Consider the following 23,999-nt stretch of genomic DNA (forward strand, 5'->3'; position numbering starts at 1 on the left):
ATGGACATTCATCTTCTTGCGTTCGTGACTGTGGCTGAAGAACACAGCTTTACTCTTGCTGCCGAGAAATTGCGGATAAGTCAACCGGCCATCAGTCAGCATGTGCAGACGCTTGAAAAGCGCTTGGACGTCCAATTGTTTGATCGGAATAAGCGGAATGTTCGGTTGACAAAGGCAGGACAAGTTGCATACAAAGAAGCGAAGGAAATCCTGAACTCATATTCACGGATGACGCGCCTGATAGAAGATTTGCGGAGCAAGCCGAGTGGACCACTTGCCATCGGTGCAAGCTTTACGTTCGGGGAATATGTATTACCTCACCTGATTGCAGATTTTAGAAAGCGCTATCCCGAAGTGGAGCCAACGGTTCAGATCCAGAACACCCGGGCAGTGGCGGAACTGGTGTCCAATGGCGACCTGGACATTGGCATCGTTGAAGGTTCGACAAGCAGCCTTCAAGAGATTGCAGTAGAGCCGTTAGCGGCAGATCACCTTGTTCTCGTCTGTGCGAGTGACCATCCTCTCGCTGGTCGTGAAGTTATCACAGAGGAAGATTTGAAAAGCGCGCCGTGGATTATTCGAGAGGTAGGGTCTGGCACCCGGGAGATTACAGAGGTTGTTTTTGAACAGTTCCAGTTTCGTCCACCTGTAATCCAAGAATTCACGAGTACGCAGTTGATCAAAGAGTCTGTCTTGGCTGGTCTTGGTATTACCTTATTGTCCAGGTGGACCGTACATCGAGAACTGCAGTGGCAGGCATTGGTGGAGTTGAAATTGCCCGGATTGCCGGCTGAACGTGCATTTTCAATGATCCTCGCAAAATCGGGCTTTAGAACCAGGGTTACGTCTAGTTTCCAAAGTTACCTGCTTGAGCAGAAGGACAGATTGACGAAAGGCGGTGGGTATCAAATTGGTTTGGCCATCCGTGAAACACGCCAAATCCTCTCTCCGCATATTTCACGATGTATAAAGTCATGTACAGATAAAAAATGAAAAATTCTGTAATATAATCTTTGTACGTGGGTAAAGACGGGGGGCGGTATGGGTGACAGAGTCGGTTGGTGGACGCGCTGTTGTCGTGGGGGGAAGTATTTCAGGTATGCTCGCAGCAAGAGTGTTGGCGGACTTTTTCGACGAAGTTATCATTGTGGAGGCGGATGATGCGTCTTACGTGAAAAGTGCTAGAAAGCGAGTTCCCCAAGGTGAGCACTCACACGTACTTTTACAGGCTGGACAACAGGTCTTGGAGCGATTGTTCCCCAATTTTATCACTGAGCTAATCGCAGATGGCAGTGTCGTTGCGGATTTTACAAATGACTTGGAATGGTTCCACTTTGGAAATTGGAAGAAGCGATTCGAGAGTGGAATTGTCGCTGTCCAGCAAACACGCCCATTCCTGGAGTGGCATATACAGCGTAGGTTAAGGCAGTACTCTACTATCAACATTCATCATAACTCTTTAGTCGTTGGATTCATTTTGTCTGCCGACCAGAAGACGATTCGAGGGGTTAAAGTACGTGAATCGAATCGTGTGAGTGACAACGACATCATGTGTGATTTCGTAGTCGACGCAACCGGGTTCGGTTCACAATTTCGTAAATGGTTGCCTGACGCAGCATCACAAAGTCCCATGGAGACAGTAAAGATTGACCTATTCTATGCGACTCGTTTCTACCAAACAGATAGCTCGAAACTCGGATGGAAAAATTTGATGATCTCAGCGCAATTACCAGACCAACCATATGCAGGCGTTATCCTCTCATTCGAGGACAATAAATTTGGAGTGACCCTGGGGGGATATTTGAAGCAGCCACCCAAGACAGATGAAGAGTTTATGCTCATTGCTCAATCACTCCCAGAGCCGCATATCCATGAGTTCCTTCGTAATGCGACTCCAATTAGTGATTTACATACGTACCGTATTCCGTCCCAGGTACGCAACCGGTTCGACCGAGCAAACAATATGCCTCACCATCTGGTTGTATTGGGTGACGCATATTGTAGGTTTGATCCGCTCTATGGTCAAGGAATGTCTGTAGCTGCCCTGGAGGCTGAGTTGTTGGGTAGTGAATTAAGAAACATGAAAGATCGAGGAGAGTTAGATACGCTTCACAATCGTTTTTATAAACAACTCGTGCGGATTACGCAGGGTCCATGGGATATGGCAATTACAGAGTCCTTTAGACATCCTGACATAAGTGGATGTCGACCGCGCGGAGTGAAGTTGATGCAGTGGCTCACTCGAAAAATATACAGAGCTTCCGCAAATCAACAAGATGTGTATCTAACGCTCGCGCAAGTGATGAACTTAACGAAACCATCAAGTGCCTTTTTCCGACCAACTCTTTTACCGAAGATTTTCGTCCAATTCTCCAGCACGGATGCTTAATGGACAGATGCTTAATGGACAGATGCTTAATCGACGGATTGAAAAAGGCGTACTGGTGCACAGCCTATCAATGTAGCTTGATGGTTCCAATTGTCCTTTTACTCTTTCTTGAGCGGGCTTATGCGATGTGTTTCGCATGAGCCTGACTGTGTCAATTGGGCATGGTTCCAGTACCCAAGCCGTACAACGGTGGCACACACATTTGAAGGGAACCGCTATTCTTCACAGCGGTTATTGTGGTTCTGGCTGATATTCTGTCTCCTCGTACGACTGCACGACCCGTTGTCTGGCCCGTTCTCGTTGCCGTTCCAAGTGTTCGCGGCGGCGCTGAAGTTCCTCTTCCCACAATTTTTCCTGCTGCTGTGTAACTTTCGCTCTCTTGCGGCGAATGGAAAAATAAGCATGTCCGGCATTGGCCACAAGCAATCCAATCAGCAGATACGAGAGACCGCCAAAGATGAGGTAAACTCCGGCACTGATGATGGCAGCTAAGATGCTGAAGGAGGCCTGTTGAACATCCTTGCCCGGTGACGTCGGCGGATCGGTCAGCATAAAGAACGCCATGAATAATGTTGCGTTCAGAAGCGGCACACGGAGCGCATCGCCTGGTGTGTAAGCCGCATTTCCGAGATGGAAAAGTGCAGCTAATGTCATCAGCAAGAAGGATGTTCCAAGATAGACGAGAACTTGCGGAAATTTGTTGACTCGGGATGTGATAAAGAATCCGCCAATGAGCAGGACAGGTAGAAAAATCACCGGGATGTCTGCAAGATCTCCCCACCAACTTTGCCCGGTATGGAAGACAAGCAGAGCAAACAATAGGGCAAATGCCGCAGGATTGAAGATCGGCTTGCGTCCAATTTTGAGCAGATGTTTCGATGCTACAGCAATGCCAGCGGTCAATGCAACGACGTCCCAGTGCACCGTGTCACTCAAGATCAGTCCAATGATGAGACCGGTAATCATACCGCCATCTGGAATCAGCCGTTTATTTTTACGGATTTTGCCCACGATCCAATCAATGAGACTCGCTGTTGCCATGGCAACAATGATGTTGACGATGCCAGGCCGATCAGACGCATGAATCAAACCAAAAAGCATCAGTACCAAAAGTGTGATGAGCACCGTTCCCTTTGGTGTCTTGATGAACTTTTGAAATTCACTATACGTGGACTGCCGGGGAACTTTCCTCGGTGGGCGTCGATTTGCTTCATATACAGGCGCGTTCATGCAAGTATCGCTCCATTCCCTTTGTTATTTTGATAGTTATCGCTGCTCGTTCGGGTTCTGTGCCTTCAAAAGGATCATCTGAACAGCACCCTCCAAAAGGGCCATCTGAACAGCACCATAGAAGTCTTCGAACTCCTCCTGCAGCAAATTCGTGCAGCCAAATCAGTCAATTCGTGCAACGAAATCAGTCAATCGATTTTTCAGTGGCTATTCTACGGTGTAAATGTTAAGTAGTAGTGAATATCTTGTGTTTATGTGGCAACCTGCATAGACGGATTCGGAGAACAACAACCACATGCTTTGCGGGGACACTTGAATGAGCCGTAGTTGAGGATGTATGGGTGGGCATTGATGCCCTCATCGGGGTGAATGTCTTGAAGCTGTGTTATATGTTTGAATGGTCTCTTTGGCTGCTTGCCAAAGAGAGAATTGCCGAACCACCATCTTGCGCCCAAAATTCCCGCTTGATCTGGCATGTTGACGATCAACGAGCAACTTGTGAATATCATTTGATAGACGGAGGACTGTTGTTGTGTTGGACGCAGCATGATCTCCAAATTGATGGGTAACAGCTTTTCTCCATGACTTTGGATCCACGATGCCTTCATAACCGGAGATTCCCGCAGCAATCACAGGTTTTCCGCAGGACATGGCTTCTAATGCTACTCTTCCCGTGCCTACGACGAGGTCAGCTGCTCGATAATAATCTTGGATTCGAGTTGTAGGGGGCAATACATGAACAACGGCTCGGCCGAGCCGACGATTGACTTGTTTCGCCAAGCGGCTTAGACGGCTTCGATACGCTCCAAATCCAATGAGAACTGCCACAAAGTTTTTGTGCCTTTTGGCGATCCGCTCAGAGGCAATGATTACCTTCCTGGCAACATGCCATTTGTCAGACTGAAATCGACCTGCATATAAGCAAATGTGTGACTTGACTGGCAGACCGAGAGCTCGCCGATATGTAGCAGAGTCTGTGCTAGGTGAGAATCGGTTTGTATCAATTCCATTCGGAATCAGCTTGACCTTTTTGGCGGAACGACACGACTGAACAATTCGTTGTCGTACGGCGGGGGATACGGCAATGACCATATTGGCTGCCATGGCGGCCTGACGTAATTCATTCCTCGAATAATCAATTCCGTGTACAGTCATGAGCCGAGGCACCTGAGGCAACCGTTTGCAAAGATGCGGCAACATCCGAAATGACTCAATGTCATGAGCGTGGATGACAGTATAACCGTGTTGTTTGACGATCTGTGAAATCTGATGAACAGGAGAAGCGAAGCCTCCAGACTTCGAGAGATTGTGTATGGAAACGCCTTGTTGTCGTACTACGTGTACGAACGGCCCCCCGTATGTGGCGAGACCCATATGGATTTTGTGACGTCGGAACATCCGGGCAAGAGAGAGTACATGGGTTTCCGTTCCGCCATATTCCGGATGTGCGATGATCGCCAGGACCTTCATTTCCATCCCCCCACCCATCCTGCATGTGAACAGCTTACGACTTACAGCAAAGATTACGCCACGGGCAACTGACCTGCACTCGCATGCGGCTCACATTTGGTTACCAGCCCCTTACCCTTTGTCCATCCGGCCTGAAGAGCATGTACATACGTTGGTATGGGGAGCGTGAATCCCCTCGAGTGGCAGGGGGGAGAAAGATGAGAAGACTGATGGTGGTGGCACATCCCGATGACGAAGTCATCTTCGGAGGAGCCCATTTGTTACAGGAACGGCACTGGAAGGTCATCTGCATTACGAATGGGGACAATCCCGTCCGAAGCCGGGAATTCAAGAAAGTGATGCGTCTTGTGGGTGCGGATTATGAGATTTGGAATTACAGAGATACGTATTCTGACGCCTTCGACATAACGAATTTGAGACGGGACTTGCAGCGATTGATGCAGCAAAATCGGTTTGAAATGGTAGTCACACATGGGTTGAAGGGCGAATATGGGCACCCGCAACACAAGGTCATTGCGCGTCTCATGCGCAGCCTCGTGCCCCACAACTTGTATGCCTTTGCAGTCGGAAAGCGGGTCCTTGCGCAATCGGTCCTTAGCAAGAAAAAGCAGTTGCTAGAGGTCTATCGTAGTCAAAGGAAAACAATCCGCGAATTGCGTCGTGATAACAAATTGGACAACTTCATTGGTAGAGAGTATTTCATTCTCATAAAAAAATAGTCATCGCATGCACCGGTTCAGAATCCGACTTTATGGCGGGACATTCGTTTAACCTCGATACAATGGGAATCTGGCCTCAAATGTCGTTCCTTGATGTAACACACTCGTAACGTTGATTTTTCCGTGATGGGCATCGACAATCCATTTTGCAATGGAGAGTCCAAGCCCGCTTCCACGCGATTCATTTCTATTTCTTGCAGAATCAACTTGATAAAAACGATCGAAGATTCTTTTTAAATCTTTTGAGGAAATCCCAGTGCCTGTATCGGTCACTGACAATGTTGCGTATGCACGGTCTACACGTACTGATAAGGTTACGGTTCCTTGTTCCGGTGTGAATTTAAACGCATTGTCCAATAGGATAAGGAGCAGCTGTTTCAAGCGGTCTTGATCACCAAGGGTTTTGACTTGTGGCTGAATCTCAGCGGTAAGTCGCTTCTGACTTGCCTCGGCTACTGGATGAAACAAGTCTGCGGTTGCCTGACATAGTTCGGAAAGGTTGACCTCTTGTATGTCCAACGGCGCTCTGTCCGCATCACTTCGTGCAAGAGTCAGTAAGTCCTCAACCAACTTGTTCATACGCCGAGATTCAGCGTGAGCATTATTAATCCACTCCAGGTTGTCTAGCACAGATTCATCTGTATGATCCAAAACAACCCCCAGGTTGGCTTGAATGACCGCGAGTGGCGTACGCATCTCATGTGAGGCATCGGAGACAAACTGCAGTTGACGCTCATACGCTTTTCGAATCGGTAAGAGCGTTCGAGCTGCGAGCCAAAATCCCAGTATCGCCGCTAAGGCGACGCCGAATATACCGACCATAAACAGACTGTGCTCAAGTTCTTTTAATACGGTCATTTCCTTGGTTAGGTTCACAACGAGCAGCCAATAACCTGTTTTATTTCTTGAATTCCTCGGCAGCGGTACATACGTTAACCTGAACGTTTGATCCGATGTGGGAACATTCCACATGACTGTCCAACGCTGTGCAGAGGGACGGGTGTTTACGAGTCTTTCAAGCTTCATGGTCAGATTTGTTGGAGCGTTACTTTGGATAGTCTGATTACGCTGTTTGATCAGGATGTACGTCCCTGGTGGAAGTTGTGCAAGGAGACGACCTGGTTGACCCTTATCAGACCGCAAAACCTTAGTGATGCTTTGGTCAACATTTTGTATTACTATGTGGCGCACTAATCCGTAAATTCCAAGACTACTGACGACGTAAAGGCAGACCACGATGCTTACGGTTAAAACCGTGATTTGCAACCGAACCTTCTCAAACATGGTCTAGCCCCTCTCCATTTAGACCCGTAGTACATACCCCACACCACGAACCGTCTCAATATGGACAAACTCACTAAGCTTCTCGAGCTTTTTGCGCAAAAAGTAGATGTAGTTCTCTACAGCATTTGCGATGAGGTCTGCTTCAGGGCCCCAAACCCTATCGAGAATCAACTCTTTGGAGAGTACCTTTCCGTGATTTCGCATCAGCAGTTCGAGCAACTGGTACTCTCTATTGGTTAATGACAGAGGGGTATCTTCGAGTCGTATGACATGTTCTCCCATGTTCAACGATAGTGGTCCAACGGTCAGCGTGTCTACTGCAACGAGTGGGTGATTACGACGACATAGAGCGCGAACTCGTGCCAGTAATTCTTGATTGGCGAAGGGTTTGACCAAATAGTCATCCGCTCCTGCATCGAGCCCTTTTACCCGATCATCCACTGCATCTCTCGCTGTCAAAAGAAGAATAGGGACTTGTAGTTGGGCTTCTCGGACCGCCTTAACGATATGCAAACCACTTTGACCGGGTAACATGACATCCAGTATTAAAAGGTCATAGCTGTTCATCAGGGCCAGATCCAGCCCTTTATTCCCTTCATACGCAGTGTCTACAGCGTAGTTATTTTCAATTAAAAGCTGTTTTACAGCAGCTGCAAGCCTTTTTTCGTCATCGACTAGCAATAGTCGCATATAGCTTCATCTCCCGTCGTAGGTCAGTTTGCATAAGTGCCCATGACGCTGAAAATTCCATCAAATCGGATTGGCTGTGATGCTCGTGACGGTTACGAGTTTAGCATAAGATGGCACGACTGATTATCGCAATTTAACCGAACGTATGTTTGTGTTTTGGTCCAGGAGGCATATAATAAATAACAAGAACATATGTTCGCATTACGGTGATTCTGAACACCATCAAAACGATAGGTGGAGGGGAGAGGCTTGAGATTTACACTGTTTGCACAGGCTCAGGGTGTTCGAAGTGACTCAACAGAGTCGCTGTGGGCCACCGAATCGAGTTCTGGGCATGTCACCGATGCCTCTTTATCTGCAAGAAAACGCGGAGTTCGACCAGGGATGCAAATTGGTACCGCCAAGGCATTAGTCCCAGAGTTGACAAGCATTGAGGAAGCAGAAGGTCTGCCTTCAAGTTTGGAAAAAACCCTGCGTGTTGTACTCAGCTTTACTCCTTGGATAGAGATTGAGGAGAAGGATGCGTTCTTTTTTCAGATCCCCGGAGAGCGGCCTCCATTGCGGGAAGTCAGGCGGATTTTAGAACAGGTGAACGAGCAGTTTACCGAAGAACAAAGCATCCAGGTTGGGCTGGCAGAGACACCTCGATTGGCTAAAGCACTTGTGGAATGGAACAAAGTTGAAAGAGTTCAAGGAGCGTTGTACTGGAGGGTGGGCAGCCAACTATGGCTGATCTCGCCATCGCTCGCCGGTGTGATTTCCGGATCGAATCGGTCTAAATCAAATAACTTCGGAACAAAAAACTCTGGCTCAAAAAGTTCAGGGGCGACATCGGACAGCGCAGCTGCCTGGATGAGTGAGATGCCCATTACCGCATTCTGGGATGCACCTGTAAAAGTTAGAGAAAGGTTGCTGTCACTTGGTGTTTACCGGATCGGTGAAATAAGTCGTGTACCAACGTCCTACTTGAAGCGTCAGTTTGGAGAGGAAGCACTCTTGTGGACACAACTTCAGCGCCACTCTTCAGAGCGATTGCGGGTGAATTATCCGCTGCCTGAACTGGTTCGAACGTGGTGTGCTGAAATTGGCAATGAGGTCCCAAGTGAACTGCTCATTGAGATTGTGCGCGACCTTTCTGTCGGTTTGGCCGATGAGTTGAGTCGAAAGGAACTCGGTGCATTAAAAATCGGAGTTGCCTGGAGAACGAATGACGGTGAAGAGCACTTCGAACGTGCAACAAAGCAACCGCTCTGCCAAGTCAACCAACTGATAGCCGCTGTTGAGTCAGGTTGCCTCGAAACGAGTTCAAAATCCAGTGGTCAACTGGTTTCGGTGCGATTGTACGCCAAAGACATTCAACCGCTCTCGTCAATTCAGCTGGCCTTATCTCAGCAAAGTCCAGAGGAACGGCGGGGGACTGTAGATATTTTAAGGGTGGTGCGTCACGTGAACCGAAAGTTTCCTGATGCGGTTCAAATGGGGATCCGTCCGACGTTTCGGGAACTTCGTTTACAGGCTGTTTTGGAAGCGAGGGCTGGCTCGGTCTATACCAGCCGCTGGCGATGACGAGACTCATTCGACGAGAGGTTTCTGTGGTGTTGTCTCAAGGGGACGATACACCTGCTTCTTTTTTGGACGGGTCAGAAAAGCACAAGATAACTGAGGTTGTGGACTGTTGGCGAGAGTCCGGAGAGTGGTGGAACGGTGAGCCTCCACGCCAAATTTGGCGGGTGTTTACCGATAAAAACGGTTTTTTTGATTTAGAGCAGGTAGGGGACGCGTGGTCGATTTATCGGGTCTGGGATTGAGCCGGTCGATGTTTGGAATCCGGAGCTTCCAGAGGCTGAAAAAAGATTGCCAGTTGGAATGCGGAGTCTTTGATTAGGGGAGGAACGATGAACGAGTGTTTGTACACCTGCACGCTCACTCCCCGTTTTCGTTTTTGGATGGAGTCAGCGAAATAGAACAGATGGTCGCAGAGGCGGCTTTACATGGCATGCCAGCCCTTGCGCTTACAGATCACAACACGATTGCAGGACTGCCCGAATTTCACCGCTGGGCTGCGATATACGGTATCAAACCGATTTCGGGTGCAGAGGTAACACTCACGGATGGAACCCATCTGACCGTTTTGTCTCGCTCCAAAAAGGGTTATGAGAACCTCTGCAGATTGTTAACCCATGCACATGAAGGAGAGCGTGGTCGGATTCACCCAAAGGTTGACGAGGCATTTCTATTTGCGCACAGTGAGGGACTGATTGTCCTCTCTGGTTGCCGCAACGGGCGCATCGCAAAAGCAGTGCTGCAGCGACAATACACATTCGCGCGTGAGACTGCAGAAATGTATCGGAGGGTCTTTGGCAGGGACTTTTATATCGAGGTCCAAGCGGATGCATTTCCGGAAACCAGGCGGTTGAATCAGGACTTGGCAGCGCTTGGGGAGAGGCTTCAAATCCCACTCGTTGCCACAGGAAATGTTCACTACGTCAAGGCAGTGCAGTTTCCCGTTCACGACGTCTTGCGCTGCATCGGCCTCAACTGTGACATTCACAGCCCGCACCCGGGACGACCGTTGAATGATGGGCAGTGGCTGTTCCCGCATGAGGAAGCGAAACGGCGTTTTGCCGGACTTCCTCCTTCCACTTTAAGCAACACGCTTGAGATCGCAGAGCGTTGTGAAACAGCCCTGTCGTTGACGGAGTCGTTGTTCCCCGCGTATACGCTGCCAAACGGTGTACAAAGCGCGGAAGGGTTTTTACGGGAACTCGTCTTCCAAGGCGCCCGTGAGCGCTATCCAAAGGTGGATGCAAGGCTTCGTGAGCGGCTTGAACACGAGTTGTCGATCATTCAACAACTTGGTTATACAGACTACTTTTTGGTCGTTTGGGACATCGTTCATTATGCCAGAAAGCATCAGATCCGTTGTGCCGGCAGGGGCTCAGCGGCTGATTCTGCTGTTGCCTACTGCCTTTACATCACAGATGTGGACGCAGCCGGCAGAGGGCTTTTATTCGAGCGTTTCATGAGTCTTGAACGCGCTGAGAAACCGGATATTGATATCGACTTTGACAGCCGCCGCCGGGATGAAGTAATGGATTACGTGTACCGAAAATACGGCCGCCATCACGTTGCCAGAGTGGCCACGTACCAGACGTTCCGGGGCCGGTCTGCGATTCGCGGCGTAGGAGGAGCCCTCGGTTTGCCGGAGGACCTACTCGATAAATTGGCAAAACGGGTCCCATGGATGGCGCATGCCGATCAGTTAACCGCTCTCTTTGACCGGGTGCCTGAGCTTCAGTCTTTGAACCAGTACCGGGATGAACTGACCTGGCTGTGGAAACTGTCTGCACAAATAGCCGGTTTTCCAAGACACTTTGGCATGCATGTCGGGGGAATTATCATCAGCCGGCGGCCGTTGCTTGAAACCACGTCACTCCAACCTTCCGCACAAGGGGATTGGATTACGCCGTTTGACAAACACGGTGTGGAGGAGGTCGGTCTCGTCAAGCTCGACTTGTTGTCGCTTCGGACCATGTCTGCGATTTCGGATACCATTGTGCTTCGCGAACGCCAAGGTCACGCACTCGACTATGACCGCATTCCACTTGACGACGCCCGCACCTTCGAGCGACTTGGCAGTGGTGAGACCATCGGCGTTTTCCAGCTCGAAAGCCCAGCCCAGCGCGCATTGCAAACGAGACTCAAGCCGGATGGGCTCGAAGACATCGTTGCCAGTGTCGCATTGATTCGCCCCGGACCGATTCAAGGGAATATGGTCGATCCGTTTCTCGCCCGCCGCCGCGGGCGCGAACAAATTTCTTACTTGCACCCAAAACTTGAGCCGATCCTCGGCAAGACATACGGCGTTGTCCTGTTTCAGGAACAAGTCATTGAAATCGCCACGGCCATCGCAAACTTTACGCCGGGTGAAGCAGACCGGCTTCGGCGGGTCATGAGCAAAGCCCGCTCGCATTCGGAGATGGAGCAGATTGGTCAGCACTTTCTTGAGAAGGCCAAGGCACAGGGGATTGAGGCGGATGTTGCACAGACGATTTTCTCCTATATCCAAAGCTATGCCAGTTACGGGTTTTGCGAGGCCCATGCAGCTGCGTTCGCAACGACAGCCTATAAGACAGCGTATCTCGTGGAGTATTATCCAGCGGAGTTTTTTGCGTCCATCTTGAATCAGTATCCGATGGGTTATTACCCTGTCCACGTGGTTTGTGCCGAGGCACGCCGGCGGGGGATTCGCCTGTTGCCTGTCGACGTCAACTACAGTGAGTGGGGCTGCACAACACCCGATGAGTACACCATTCGACTTGGATTCTGTCTGTTAAAGGGCATGCGCAAAACGGTTGCAGAAGAGATTCATACGACTCGGGACTTGGGTGGGCCATTTACGTCGATGCAGAGTCTCTTGCGGCGGATTCGAAGTATGGACCGATTGATGGCTGAGCGGTGTATCCGTGCGGGGGCTGTCGATTTGTTGATTGAAACAAGGCGCAGGGCGTTGTGGCAGTTGCCGGACTGGATAGCGGATCGGCATACGGAGTATCGACTCTTTGAGAATCTGGAACAGGTTCCAGAAGCCCGTGACATCGGTCAAACCTCTGGGTTGCCAGATGATGAACTTCCGCTTGCCGCCAAATTGGCGGATGAATACAATTTACTCGGTGTTGGCTTGTCCGGGCACTGGGTATCGCTGTTTCGGGAACGTTTGGATACCGCCCGCTACATGACCACGAGTCAGGTTGAAGAAATTCCGGATGATACGGAAATTTGGACAGCAGGTGTTGTCATTCGTCCGCACCGACCGCCCACACCGAGTGGAAAAACTGTCGTCTTCTTCACACTGGAAGATGAATTTGGGTTTGTCGATGCTACAATGTTTCAAGATGTCTATCAGCAGAGCGGAGCTATTCTTTTCACGCCTTATGGTCGTCTCATCGGCGTGATGGGCAAAATTCAACGTCGGGATGAAGGGCGTCCGCAACTGATTGTCTCAAGGGTTTGGCCATTGGTTGGCGAGCGGTCAGATGCGTTTTGATAAAGATGATTACAGGTGAAAATCCCCATCAGGTCGGGCTCATCAAGTGTTCTCGTCAACACCGATGCGGCTTCAATGAACTTATCATTTTGTAAATGAATGGATGGAAAACAGGGATGCCACGACAAATGTGGAATCGAACACACACCATGGTATGGCAACTTAGAAAGGTGGTCGTGGCGTGACTCTTCGACGACAAGCTCTGCTTTCCGCTGTCCTGTTGCTTGGCGTAACGTCCCTTCTCTCCGGCTGCAACAAGGTTTTGGCAGACCCGCAGCCGTACGTTCCACAACCCGTGACCCAGTTTGGCGCAACGCTTGATTGGGGGCAGGACGTGAAGTTGCAGGCCCTAAAGATGATTCATTCGAGTCAGAAGGTGTGCGATCTCGATATCTATGAACTCGGAGACCCTGATATTTTGCGTGCACTTGAAGCAGCCCGCAAACGAGGGGTGGATGTACGGGTCATTGTCGACAGCACCGAAAGTCACAGCCAAGATACGGCTGTACCCGAGCTGCGCCACGCCGGTGTGCCCGTTGTGTCACTGCATATTTCTCATGGCATCTCGCACATCAAGATGTTGATTACGGACGGTACGGATGGCGGCGTCTTGATTGGCGGTATGAACTACGGGCCATCGAGTTGGGCCAACAACGACGCCTCTGTATATTTCGCCCACCCTGGCAGCGAGTTTGAGACGTTGTTCCGTTTTGATTGGAAACGCGCTCATGGACAAGCTGCCGCAGCACCACGGCTGCAACTGCCGCTCGTGACCGACAGTTCCATCCAAAAACCCGTCGTACAGGCGATTGAGGGAGCTAAGCACAGTGTTTCCATGGAGGCCTTTGACCTGTCCGATCATCAAGTGCTTGACGCACTCGTCGCCGCCGCGAAGCGGGGAGTTGAAGTAGTTGTACTGCTTGATCCCAATGAGTACATGAACAACAAGGCTGCTACAACCCTTCGCGACGGTGGTGTAACGGTTCGGTTCTACCGGTCGTACGAAAAAGAATGGATGCACGCCAAAATCCTGGATGTCGACAATGGCAGCACGTTCATCATCGGCAGCGCCAACTTCAGCCATCAGGCCTACACCTACAATCATGAAGGGGATGTAGTCCTCCATGGCGTAACAGGGTTTGATAAGTCCTTCCAGAAGGACCTGTCGATTGAAATTGCACGGGGCACGGACTACCCGCAAAATACCGTGAAATATTGAGAACGAACGGAGCTTCGCGATGATCAGCCAACCAACCGCAGCACAGCGGACAGGCATAGACCGTAAAATCCATGACTGGACCACACGTCAGTGGGGACGGTTTGCTGGAATCGATGCATTTTTTATCGTCACGGCCAAGTGGACACCGACCGTGATGCTGTTTGTGATTGTACTCTCAACACTCGGTCCCATCCGAATTAGCCCGCATGCCCCGCTGATCTGCGCAGCCATTTCGATTGTATCGGCAGTTCTTGCGCGAATCGTCAATGAGCCGGTCAGTCGCAGCATCGCACGGCCGCGTCCATTTCAGGAGTCACTTGTCCCGCCTTTGCTTGGGCATGACGAAGGGGATTCATTTCCGAGCAATCATGCCACCGGCGCGTTTGCCCTTGCTTTTGGCTTTCTGCCCTTACCGGGATACTTTACGGTATTGTTGGTATTGGCTCTGCTGCTTGCTGCATCCCGCATCTATACGGGCCTTCACTACCTCACGGATGTCCTTGCCGGAATCGTGACCGGTACAGCCGTCTCCCTTCTCGTCTCAGCCCTCGTCCATCTGATGTATTGACAGCATGTGGCTGGGGCAGATATAAGAGGTAACTGTGGGAATGGAGTGATAGGGTTGAATGGGCTTGCACTGAGGATTACCCGTAAGATGCGGGGGACTCTGTTGAGTATGGGGTGTCTGATTGGCTTGACCACCGTCTATACTTCGACCCTTACCGCACACGCACAAGTATCGTATAACGTCACCTTGACTGATTCAGGCATATCACCGGCAACTATGAGTGCCTCGGAGGGCGAGCCAGTCTCCATGACCATCATCAACCGCGGCACCAAGGTCCACAACTTCGTTCTGCCCGCGTTTTTCATTTTTACAAGTAACCTTCAACCCGGCTCATCCACTTCTGCAAAATTCACCCCTGACAAAACAGGGAGTTTCCCGTATTATTCAGACACCGGGGGACAACCGGAGCCAGGCCTGCGGGGGACCATGGCTGTTCATTGACCCTTTCTGCAGTACGGTCATCAAGCCCCGCTGGTTGCTCTGTTTCGTTTTTCTTTCCGATCTGACTTACTGTGTAACCCATAGCGGTCGTTTTGCTGTCTTTTCAGGAGTCGGTGCTGCATAAATGTATATACGGTGAGAACGAGCGTGATGCCGCTCCACCAGTACATAGCGGGATCGCCAAAGGAGAGACCGACGAAAGCAACCAACACAGTTGCGACTGCCAGGATCCACGTGGCAATGAGCGGCCGCTTCAGAAGAACCATGGCTCCAATGAGACAGAGCACGGCAAACACCAAGCCCCCGCCTCCATCGCCTTGAAGCTGTGGAATCTGCTGGACAGCGCCAGCTGCGGCAATACGGTAAGACTGGACACCAGAGTAAATTGCGAGGACCATTGTCAGAAACGCGCCAAGTATTCTCACGTCCGTCACCGTCCTTGAGTTCATCCTTTTCTTACATATCGTAACGAAAGCTTCGCGCAGAAACTGTCGGAGTTTGCGAAACCTGAAACATCTGTGCGTAAAGTCAGGTGTTTACACATCGTATTTTTTTGCCTTGGGCGGTACAATGAAATGAAGGAGGGACGCATCTATGGAGATGAATGTAAAAACCACATGGCAAGGAAAACGCCATTTTCTAAGTCAAGGTCCGTCGGGCTACCAGGTTTCGATGGACGCGAAAGAAGAGGCTGGCGGGGAAGACAAGGGCAATCGTCCCATGGAGTTGCTCCTGATGGGGCTCACCGGTTGCACCGGGATCGACATTGCAATGATTATTGAGCGGATGCGCCTTCCTATGACGGGCATGCACATTGACGCACAAGGCACGCGTCGGGAGGAACATCCCCAGGCGTTCACCGAGATTACGTTGACATACCACATCGACGGAGATATCCCGCCTGCGAAAGCATGGCGTGCGATTCACTTGAGTGAGGAAAAATACTGTTCTGCTTCGGCATCACTGAATGCCAAGATCATTCCGCAGCTCGTTTTAAATGGACAAAGCATGCCAGAGGAGCAAGAAGAATCGTTAAACGGATGATCCAAAAGCCCCATTCGGACGATACGGTCGGCAAAGGACCTATATCCGGATGGGGCTCTCCTGTTTCGTGGATGATTATCATCCACTCAAATTAACCTGGCGGCCATTGCAGTTGTCTGCCGCCAAGTACGTGGTAGTGCAGGTGGGCGACGGTCTGCTGACCATGGAAACCAATGTTTGTTACCAAGCGGTATCCGTTTTCCGCGATACCCAGCTCTTCAGCCACTTTTTGTGCAGCTTCGTGGATGTGCAAAAGTGCTGCAGCATCTGAAGCCTCAATATGGTGAGCGGATGGAATGTGCTTCTTCGGAATCACCAGCACGTGCACAGGCGCTTGCGGGCGGATGTCGTGGAAGGCCAGAACATCGTCCGTTTCCAAGACCTTGTTTGAAGGGACCTCTCCACTGACAATTTTGCAAAATAGGCAGTCCGTCACATTTTCACTTCCTCTCATCGAATGAATTTAAGTATACCAAGAACTTCCGACATTACCATGTAACTGCCCCAATCATTTTCAGCGGGCAGCGAAGGGAAACCACGAATTTAGGGGGAGAAGGCATGCCGTTTGTTGGGTATTACAACGGGGAATTTATCGAATCAAACACGACGCCTGTACCGATTGAGGAACGGGGTCACCAGTTTGGGGACGGGGTCTACGAGGTCGTTCGTGTCTACGGAGGCCGTCCATTCTTGCTTGACTGGCACCTTGAACGGATGGAGAACAGTCTAAGGGCGATTCAGATTGCCAATCCGTTTGACCGCCACGCTTGGGTCGAACTGATCAATGAAGCGGTTCGCCGCAGCGGGGAACCGGAATCGACCGTGTATTGGCAGGTTACCCGCGGCATTGCACCGCGGAACCACGTGTTTCCATCCGCGAATTCGGTTGTGAGTTTGACAGTCCGGCCGCAGCCTCCCGCGAAGCCTGCGAATGACATCGAAGCCGGACCCGCGGATCATCCGCTGCCACCGCTTGTAGCGTGGCCTGACGAACGGTGGTCCAATGCGTTTGTGAAGTCGATCAACCTGCTGCCAAACGTGATCGCCAAAGAAGTGGCTCACAGACTGCACGCCCAAGAAGCCATGCTCGTACGAGAGGGCACGATTACGGAGTGCTCCGGCAGCAACGTTTGGTTTGTTAAACATGGCGAACTGTACACCCACCCGACCAACCGGTATATTCTGCCAGGGATCACCCGCCGATTTGTGCTCGACCTTGCCCGCGAATCCGGTGTTCCGGTCCATGAACAAGCTTTGCAACTCTCAGACCTGAAAGATGTCGACGAAGTTTTTGTGACAAGTACAACCCAGGAGATCCAGATGATAGGTGAGATCGTGGTTCCTGTGTCCCAGGAACAGGCATTGCATCACCTGCCAAGCGACATTCCGTCCTCCCTCGTTGAAAGCAAGGAAGAGTTCAAGACTCTTTGGAAGATGTCCGCTGCCCCAACCGTCGGAAGCAAGCTGAAACAAAAGTTCTCCGAAACCGTCCACCGGATTCAGGACGGCGAAGTGACCCTCGCGGTAAGAAATTGACCGCGGGGGCCATCCCCTTTTTTTGATCCCCTTCCTACAGTTCTGCTAGTCATTTTTCACTATGTTTGATATGATAAGGATGCGAATCTACCGACCGGTCGGTAACGACCCGGATCCAGGAGGATTGACATTTGTGGCACATCAGATTCACAAGGTAGCCGTACTCGGTGCTGGTGTGATGGGAGCAGCCATCGCAGCCCACCTCGCAAACGTAGGTTTGTCCGTCCGCTTGCTTGACATCGTTCCATCTGAATTGACGAAGGAAGAGGCTGCAAAGGGCCTGACGCTTGAGTCACCCGCAGTCCGGAACCGCTTTGCGCAAAATGGACTCAATGCAGCGAAAAAGGCAAAGCCGGCGTCCTTTTACCGTGCCGCTGATGCCGCAAAGATCGAACTTGGGAACTTTGAAGATGACTTGGCGAAGATTGCAGACTGTGACTGGGTGATTGAGGCGGTTGTCGAAAACCTCGCCATCAAGCAGTCTCTGTTTGAGCGCGTAGAGAAGTTCGCCTCCAAAGATGCGATTGTCAGCTCGAACACCTCAGGGATTTCGATTGCAGAAATGGTGAAGGACCGCAGTCCTGAATTCAAAGGCCGCTTCCTTGGCACTCACTTCTTCAATCCACCGCGATACATGCAACTGTTGGAGCTTGTTCCGGGTCCGGATACAGACCCATCCATCATTGAGGAAATGAAAACGTTTGGCGGCCGTGTTCTCGGTAAGGGCGTTGTCCTCGCCAAGGATACCCCGAACTTTATTGCCAACCGCATTGGCACATATGGCCTTTTGGTCACGCTCGAAGCGATGAAAAAGTTCGAGCTCGGCGTCGATGAAGTCGACGCGATTACAGGTCCTGCAATGGGACGGCCAAAGAGTGCGACCTTCCGTACACTCGATTTGGTCGGGCTAGACACCTTCTTCCACGTGGCTAAGAACGTCGGCCAAAACGTCACTGAAGACTGGGAGAAGGCTGCGTTTGAAGTCCCTGCTTACATTGAGAAGATGCTCGAGAACCGCTGGCTTGGCGAGAAGACCGGTCAAGGATTTTTCAAGCGTGTCAAGTCGGCTGCGGGTGCTGAGATTATGGCGCTCGATCTCGATTCATTCGAATACCGCCCGCGCAAAAAGCTGAAGTCTGCATCCCTCGATGCCTCCAAGGCTGCCAAGGGCAGCGCAGCGAAGCTGCAGGCACTCGTCTACGGAAAAGATGCAGCAGGCCAGTTTGCCTGGGATGTCCTGAAACGCGTGCTGCTCTATACCGCAAACAAGCAGAGTGAAATTGCAGATGATATCGTCGCCGTCGACAACGCGATGAAGTGGGGCTTCAATTGGGATCTGGGCCCTTACGAAACCTGGGACGCGATTGGCGTTGCACAGTCCGTCGAACGGATGCGCGCTGAAGGCGAGACCATCCCGTCGTTCGTGGAGGAACTGCTCACGTCTGGCCACAGTTCTTTCTACGCACGGGCAAAAGGCGAAGTTCCGCGCTTCTACGTCGGCAAAGACGAGTTCCGCGGTGTCGAAGAGCCGAAAGAAGTCATCTCCCTTGCACGCCTGAAAGAACAAGGCAAGGTCATTAAGCAAAACGCTGGTGCCAGCCTGGTCGATCTCGGTGACGGCGTCGCCTGCCTCGAGTTCCACTCACCAAAACAAGCCATTGGTGCGGATATCATTCAGATGATCGACGTCGCCACCAAAGAGGTCTCAGCCAACTGGCAGGCCCTCGTGATTGGCAACCAGGCTTCGAACTTCTGCGTTGGTGCAAACCTGATGATGATGTTGATGGAAGCGCAGGACGAGAACTGGGATGAACTGAACATGACCGTTCATCAGTTCCAGCAGTCCGCGATGAAATTAAAGTACCTCGATAAGCCTGTTGTCGCAGCACCGTTTGCGATGGCGCTTGGCGGTGGCGCAGAGATGTGTTTCCCGGCCGATCACGTTCAGGCAGCCGCCGAAAGTTACATCGGTCTTGTAGAGGTCGGCGTCGGTCTGATTCCAGGCGGCGGCGGCAACAAGGAAGTGCTGATCCGCGCGATTGAAGGAGTGCCGGACGGCGTTGACACAAGGCTCGATCCGTTCGTTCAAAAGGCCTTCGAGAACGTTGCGATGGCAAAAGTCTCGACGAGTGCCAGAGATGCACAGGACCTCGGCTACCTTCGTAAGACTGACGGTGTAACCGCCAACCGTGACTTCTTGCTTTATGATGCAAAACAGGCTGCGCTCGGTTTGGTTCAGGCAGGCTACACGCCGAAACAGCAAAAGCCGATTCCTGTAGTCGGTGAATCCGGCGCTGCGCTCCTCAAGATCGGCGTGTTTGGAATGAAGACCGCCGGATATGTATCAAGCCATGATGTGAAAATCGCTCACAAGCTGATTCACGTACTGACAGGCGGATCCGTTACTCGCGGCACACTTGTGAGCGAACAGTACCTGCTCGACCTCGAGCGCGAAGCATTCTTGAGCCTGGTCGGGGAACCAAAGACCCAGGCCCGTATGCAGCACATGCTGACAACCGGCAAGCCGCTGCGGAACTAGACCGCCCGGCAAGCACTTGCGGAACTAGGTAACCGGTAAGGTGTTGCGGAACTAGACCGCCCGGCAAGCACTTGCGGAACTAGGTAACCGGTAAGGTGTTGCCCAAGTAGACGCCGCCCGGCGAGCCATGTTGAACGAATCGGGATCGTCAAAGTAAACAGGCTTAACCTTCATGATAAGGAGGAAACGTTGTGAGAGAGGCAGTCATCGTCGCTGGTGCACGCACCGCGATCGGCAGGGCACAAAAAGGCAGCCTGAGAAACACCAGGCCAGACGACCTTGGAGCGCTTGTCGTCGAAGACTTGTTGCGCCGCGTTCCGGAAGTATCCAAAGAGGAAATTGAAGACGTCATTATGGGGTGCGCCATCCCGGAAGCAGAGCAGGGTATGAACGTTGCCCGCATCATCGCACTGCGCGCGGGATTGCCGACGAGCGTGAGCGGTATGACCATCAACCGCTTCTGCTCTTCAGGACTGCAGACCATTTCCATTGCAGCACAGCAGATTATGACCGGGATGTCCGATATTCTGATTGCCGGCGGCACAGAGACCATGAGTCTCCTGCCGATGGGCGGATACAACATCTCGCCAAACCCTGAGCTTGCTGAGCGCTTCCCGGAGACCTACATGTCGATGGGTCACACGGCAGAGCAGGTTGCACAGCGCTTCAATGTGTCCCGTGAGGACCAGGATGCGTTTGCACTGCGGAGCCATCAACGTGCCGCAGCAGCCATCCGTGATGGGAAGTTTAAGGGAGAAATTGTCCCAGTCCCGGTGAAAGAGACCTATGTGGATGTGAACAACAAGGTCGTCACCAAAGAACGTGTGTTTGACACGGATGAAGGCGTGCGTGAGACGACGTCGCTCGAGGCACTAGGCAAACTGAAGCCAGTCTTCTCTATCAAGGGCAGTGTCACAGCAGGCAACTCGTCGCAAACGAGTGACGGCGCAGCAGCAGTCCTCCTGATGTCGCGCGAGAAAGCAACAGAGCTTGGCCTCAAGCCGCTTGGCGTGTTCCGCTCTTTCGCTGTCGGCGGGGTCGATCCGGACATCATGGGTGTCGGACCTGTCGCGGCAGTGCCGAAGGCACTGAAACTCGCTGGGCTCTCACTTTCCGACATTGACTTGATTGAACTGAATGAAGCGTTTGCTTCTCAGTCCCTGCACGTCATCCGGACGCTTGGGATGGACGAAGAGAAAGTCAACGTTAACGGTGGTGCCATTGCACTTGGCCATCCACTCGGTTGCACAGGTGCTCGTTTGACGGTCTCCATCTTGAATGAGTTGGAGCGCCGCGGCGGCCGCTACGGTCTGGTCACAATGTGTGTCGGCGGCGGAATGGGCGCAGCAGGCGTATTCGAGCGTCTAGCGTAAGCAACGTCTAGTGTAAACAGCGCCTAGTGTAAACAACGTCTAGTGTAAACGACGTCTAGTGTAAACAACGTCTAGTGTAAACAACGTCTAGCGTAAACAAGGGCGAGGGGTAATGAGTGGTCAGGCGTAGTCAAAGGGCCTGGCCACTGGAAGCGGACAGGCGGAGTCAAAAGCGCCTGGCCACTGCGAAGCGGACAAGAAAGTCAGTAGTTGGATTGCTGTTTCGACTGTGTCCGTGGACACGAATTACGTCCACGGAGGCAGCCGCAACTTTTCAGCACATTTCCATGTGTGCCGTAAGAAAACAAAAAATGTGCCGTAAGAATAAAAAAAACCAGGAGGCGTGTACCCAATGACCACAGAACAGGGGCAACTGACCAAGGGTGGCGCATTTCTCATTGAGGCGACGAGTCCGGAGAATGTATTTACACCTGAAGACTTCACTCAAGAACATTTGATGATTGCTGACACTACCCGTGCCTTTGTTGAAGGCGAAATTCTGCCGAACAGTGAGACCCTTGAACACCAAGATTGGGATCTGACCGTCAAGTTGCTGCGCAAGGCCGGAGAACTTGGCCTGCTCGCTGCCGACGTACCGGAGGACTATGACGGCCTCGGGGCAGATAAAGTTTCGTCCGCGCTCATCACCGAGTACATTACGCGCGGGGGCTCCTTCGCACTGAGCCACGGTGCCCATGTCGGTATCGGATCGCTCCCGATTGTCTTCTTTGGCACTGAAGAGCAGAAGAAAAAGTACCTGCCGAACCTCGCGAGCGGCGAAAAAATTGCGGCGTATGCGCTGACTGAACCAGGTTCTGGATCGGATGCTCTTGGTGCAAAGACGGTTGCCAAACTGTCCGACGACGGCAAGTACTACGTTCTGAACGGCACCAAGCAGTTCATCACGAACTCCGCATTTGCCGACGTGTTCGTTGTCTACGCGAAGATCGACGGTGAAAAGTTCTCTGCCTTTATCGTGGAGCGCGGATTTGAAGGCGTATCAACAGGTCCGGAAGAGAAGAAGATGGGCATTAAGGCTTCTTCGACCCGTCAGCTGATCCTCGACAACGTGAAGGTGCCAGTGGAAAACCTGCTTGGTGAAGCAGGGCGTGGCCACGTCATAGCGTTCAACATCCTGAACATCGGCCGCTACAAACTGGCTGTGGGTTGCGTCGGCGGCATGAAGGCTGCTCTTGAAACCTCCGTGAAGTACGCGAAGGAGCGCAAACAGTTCAAGACGTCCATCTCGAACTTCCCGCTCATTCAGCAGAAGATTGCGGACATGAACATCCGCGCATTTGTGGCGGAGAGCATGTCCTACCGTTCGACCGGTGACATCGACAAGCAGCTCGAGCAACTCGGTAACACCTCTGACGGTCGCGTGGTCGCGAAGGCCATCGAAGAATACGCACTCGAGTGCTCCGTCAACAAGGTGTTCGCCTCTGAGGGACTCGACTTTGTCGTTGACGAAGGCGTCCAGATCCACGGCGGCGTTGGCTTCATCCAAGAGTACCCGATTGAACGGATGTACCGCGATTCGCGTATCAACCGCATCTTTGAGGGAACGAACGAGATCAACCGCCTCATCATTCCGGATACCCTCGTTCGCAAGGCCATGAAGGGCGAACTTCCATTGCTTCAGGCAGCGGCGGGCCTGCAGTCTGAGCTGATGGGCATGCTGCCGATGGCTGATGAGACCGAAGTCCTCGGTGCGGAATCGCACCTGCTCGAAATGGCGAAGAAAGTCTTCTTGTTCGTCGGTGGATCCGCTGTGCAGAAGTACATGGCCTCGCTGAAGGAAGAGCAAGAGATTCTGGCCAACCTGGCTGACATTGCAATTGAGATCTATGCGATGGAAAGTTCACTGCTCCGTGCCAAGAAGGCTGCGGCAGCAGGTAAGAACGCCGACCTCAAAATTGCGATGGTTCAGGTCTACTCACGTGAAGCATTTGCCCGTATTGAAGGGTATGCTCGCGAAGTGTTGGCTGCCATGGAAGAAGGCGACACACTGCGCACGCAACTTTCCGTTCTGCGCAAGTTGACCCGCTTCCAGCCTGTGAATGCGAAGGCTCTGAAACGCCAAATCGCGGCAGCTGTCATCGATGCCGAGAAGTACCTCGCATAAGGTTTTGGTTTTGTGTGGGCTTGGTTAGTAAAACTTGAATCAGGGGCGGCGTGTGAGGGGGAATCCCATCACACGCCGTTTTTCCTTTCTCTTCCCACGCCGGTTTGGGTCTGGGCGGCGGAATAAGTCGCTTTGACCCACTAGCGTTGCATTAACTTTTTAGTGGATTGTCAACGGGTACCCGTTGACAAATTAAACATTTTAAACCTTATGAAGATTCATGATTCTGTAACCCCTATACATATAAAGATTCCTTAGAATAGATGTACAGGTAGCCCTGTCCAAATCTAATCTAAGGAACCCAAGCATGGATAAGGGTATCATG

The 23,999-nt window shown here is 51.7% G+C and carries 20 protein-coding genes; 14 read left to right on the plus strand and 6 right to left on the minus strand.

Going from position 1 to position 23,999, the window contains the following annotated elements:
- The gene (locus AN477_RS11515; protein WP_083486207.1) at positions 1–993 is read left to right on the plus strand and encodes a LysR family transcriptional regulator; all 993 of its coding nucleotides are present in this window, start codon (positions 1–3) and stop codon (positions 991–993) included.
- 52 nt (positions 994–1,045) lie between these two features.
- Positions 1,046–2,389 (plus strand): FAD-dependent oxidoreductase, encoded by a 1,344-nt coding sequence (locus AN477_RS11520; protein ID WP_054969308.1) that lies wholly within the window; start codon positions 1,046–1,048, stop codon positions 2,387–2,389.
- A gap of 231 nt (positions 2,390–2,620) precedes the next feature.
- Here AN477_RS11520 and AN477_RS11525 read toward each other — a convergent pair whose 3' ends face one another.
- Positions 2,621–3,619, minus strand: coding sequence for an RnfABCDGE type electron transport complex subunit D (locus AN477_RS11525; RefSeq protein ID WP_083486201.1), 999 nt, complete (start codon positions 3,617–3,619; stop codon positions 2,621–2,623).
- Positions 3,620–3,976: 357 nt separating this feature from the next.
- Positions 3,977–5,089 (minus strand): glycosyltransferase family 4 protein, encoded by a 1,113-nt coding sequence (locus tag AN477_RS11530; RefSeq protein ID WP_054969309.1) that lies wholly within the window; start codon positions 5,087–5,089, stop codon positions 3,977–3,979.
- A gap of 197 nt (positions 5,090–5,286) precedes the next feature.
- On the opposite strand from AN477_RS11530, the gene AN477_RS11535 reads away from it, so the two are divergent.
- A complete protein-coding gene (locus tag AN477_RS11535; protein WP_054969310.1) occupies positions 5,287–5,808 on the plus strand; it encodes a PIG-L family deacetylase in 522 nt (173 codons plus the stop codon).
- Positions 5,809–5,856: 48 nt separating this feature from the next.
- Here the strand turns inward: AN477_RS11535 and AN477_RS11540 are convergent, their stop codons facing one another.
- Complete coding sequence (locus AN477_RS11540; RefSeq protein ID WP_054969311.1) at positions 5,857–7,092, minus strand: sensor histidine kinase; 1,236 nt, start codon at positions 7,090–7,092, stop codon at positions 5,857–5,859.
- 18 nt (positions 7,093–7,110) lie between these two features.
- On the minus strand, positions 7,111–7,782 hold the full coding sequence (locus tag AN477_RS11545; protein ID WP_054969312.1) for a response regulator transcription factor: 672 nt from the start codon (positions 7,780–7,782) through the stop codon (positions 7,111–7,113).
- Between the two features lie 249 nt (positions 7,783–8,031).
- On the opposite strand from AN477_RS11545, the gene AN477_RS11550 reads away from it, so the two are divergent.
- From AN477_RS11550 to AN477_RS11575, 6 genes are all read left to right on the plus strand, one after another.
- Positions 8,032–9,348: a Y-family DNA polymerase gene (locus tag AN477_RS11550; protein ID WP_054969313.1), complete on the plus strand. Its 1,317-nt coding sequence runs from the start codon at positions 8,032–8,034 to the stop codon at positions 9,346–9,348.
- Positions 9,345–9,590, plus strand: coding sequence for a DUF6504 family protein (locus AN477_RS25890; protein WP_425388164.1), 246 nt, complete (start codon positions 9,345–9,347; stop codon positions 9,588–9,590). The genes AN477_RS11550 and AN477_RS25890 overlap by 4 nt, the downstream gene beginning before the upstream one ends.
- Before the next feature lie 95 nt (positions 9,591–9,685).
- Complete coding sequence (locus tag AN477_RS11560; protein WP_054969315.1) at positions 9,686–12,829, plus strand: DNA polymerase III subunit alpha; 3,144 nt, start codon at positions 9,686–9,688, stop codon at positions 12,827–12,829.
- A 181-nt stretch (positions 12,830–13,010) separates the two neighbouring features.
- Positions 13,011–14,048: a phospholipase D-like domain-containing protein gene (locus AN477_RS11565; RefSeq protein ID WP_157061925.1), complete on the plus strand. Its 1,038-nt coding sequence runs from the start codon at positions 13,011–13,013 to the stop codon at positions 14,046–14,048.
- 19 nt (positions 14,049–14,067) lie between these two features.
- Positions 14,068–14,616 carry a phosphatase PAP2 family protein gene (locus AN477_RS11570; protein ID WP_054969316.1) on the plus strand — a complete coding sequence of 183 codons (549 nt, stop codon included), beginning with the start codon at positions 14,068–14,070 and terminating at the stop codon, positions 14,614–14,616.
- 54 nt (positions 14,617–14,670) lie between these two features.
- The gene (locus AN477_RS11575; RefSeq protein WP_054969317.1) at positions 14,671–15,057 is read left to right on the plus strand and encodes a cupredoxin domain-containing protein; all 387 of its coding nucleotides are present in this window, start codon (positions 14,671–14,673) and stop codon (positions 15,055–15,057) included.
- A 20-nt stretch (positions 15,058–15,077) separates the two neighbouring features.
- Here AN477_RS11575 and AN477_RS11580 read toward each other — a convergent pair whose 3' ends face one another.
- Entirely contained in the window at positions 15,078–15,491 is a 414-nt protein-coding gene (locus AN477_RS11580) for a hypothetical protein (protein ID WP_054969318.1), read from the minus strand.
- Positions 15,492–15,651: 160 nt separating this feature from the next.
- Here AN477_RS11580 and AN477_RS11585 point away from each other — a divergent pair, with 160 nt between their 5' ends.
- Positions 15,652–16,101, plus strand: a complete 450-nt coding sequence (locus AN477_RS11585; RefSeq protein ID WP_054969319.1) for an OsmC family protein — start codon at positions 15,652–15,654, stop codon at positions 16,099–16,101.
- 91 nt (positions 16,102–16,192) lie between these two features.
- Here the strand turns inward: AN477_RS11585 and AN477_RS11590 are convergent, their stop codons facing one another.
- A complete protein-coding gene (locus AN477_RS11590) occupies positions 16,193–16,555 on the minus strand; it encodes a histidine triad nucleotide-binding protein (protein ID WP_054969320.1) in 363 nt (120 codons plus the stop codon).
- 104 nt (positions 16,556–16,659) lie between these two features.
- Between AN477_RS11590 and AN477_RS11595 the strand changes: the two genes are divergently transcribed.
- The 4 genes from AN477_RS11595 (at position 16,660) to AN477_RS11610 (ending at position 23,674) form a co-directional block, all read left to right on the plus strand.
- Complete coding sequence (locus tag AN477_RS11595) at positions 16,660–17,637, plus strand: aminotransferase class IV (protein WP_054969321.1); 978 nt, start codon at positions 16,660–16,662, stop codon at positions 17,635–17,637.
- 133 nt (positions 17,638–17,770) lie between these two features.
- Positions 17,771–20,176, plus strand: a complete 2,406-nt coding sequence (locus AN477_RS11600; protein ID WP_157061926.1) for a 3-hydroxyacyl-CoA dehydrogenase/enoyl-CoA hydratase family protein — start codon at positions 17,771–17,773, stop codon at positions 20,174–20,176.
- Positions 20,177–20,367: 191 nt separating this feature from the next.
- Entirely contained in the window at positions 20,368–21,549 is a 1,182-nt protein-coding gene (locus tag AN477_RS11605; protein WP_054969322.1) for an acetyl-CoA C-acetyltransferase, read from the plus strand.
- 352 nt (positions 21,550–21,901) lie between these two features.
- Positions 21,902–23,674 (plus strand): acyl-CoA dehydrogenase family protein, encoded by a 1,773-nt coding sequence (locus AN477_RS11610; RefSeq protein ID WP_054969323.1) that lies wholly within the window; start codon positions 21,902–21,904, stop codon positions 23,672–23,674.
- The last annotated feature ends 325 nt before the right edge of the window (positions 23,675–23,999 follow it).

This window comes from Paenalicyclobacillus ferrooxydans (assembly GCF_001399675.1).
GTDB lineage: Bacteria > Bacillota > Bacilli > Alicyclobacillales > Alicyclobacillaceae > Alicyclobacillus_B > Alicyclobacillus_B ferrooxydans.